Source organism: Mesorhizobium sp. M7A.F.Ca.CA.004.04.2.1, from assembly GCF_004022825.1.
Lineage (GTDB): Bacteria > Pseudomonadota > Alphaproteobacteria > Rhizobiales > Rhizobiaceae > Mesorhizobium.
In genome coordinates this window covers 1-437 of the sequence record NZ_RZPH01001798.1, presented here as the reverse complement: position 1 = coordinate 437, position 437 = coordinate 1, and the positions used below count along the sequence as shown (strand labels likewise).

Here is a 437-nt window from a genome sequence, read left to right as displayed (position 1 = left end):
ACCTGACGCGCCGCCCCGAAGGGGTATAGCGGTGACCGGCAAAGGCATCGTCATCCGCGAGGCGCATTTTCCGGGCCGCGCGCCGATCGAAGCCTATGGCAATGGCGGGTTCCGCTTTGCCGACATGTCGCATCGCGGTTCGCTCATGTGCCTGCCATCCGGCATCCATGGCTGGGAACCGGCTGATCCTCTGGTGCTGACGGTGGCGGATTTCGACAAGCTGCTGGCTGAGGCCGGCAAGGTCGAGATCCTGCTGGTCGGCATGGGCAGGGATCTCCGGCCATTGCCCGCCGCACTGCGAGCCGCGCTGAAGGCTGCCGGCATTGCGTCCGACCCGATGTCGACCGGTGCCGCGGTACGGACCTACAATGTCCTTCTGGCGGAAGAGCGCGCCGTGGCCGCCGCGCTCATCGCCGTCGATTGACATGTCCCAGAAT

Annotated in this window: 1 protein-coding gene; it reads left to right on the top strand. The window is 66.1% G+C overall.

The genetic code is table 11. From position 1 onward, the window contains the following. The first annotated feature begins 31 nt into the window (after positions 1–31). Positions 32–424 (top strand): Mth938-like domain-containing protein, encoded by a 393-nt coding sequence (locus EN893_RS37630; RefSeq protein ID WP_127271505.1) that lies wholly within the window; start codon positions 32–34, stop codon positions 422–424. Positions 425–437 lie beyond the last annotated feature (13 nt).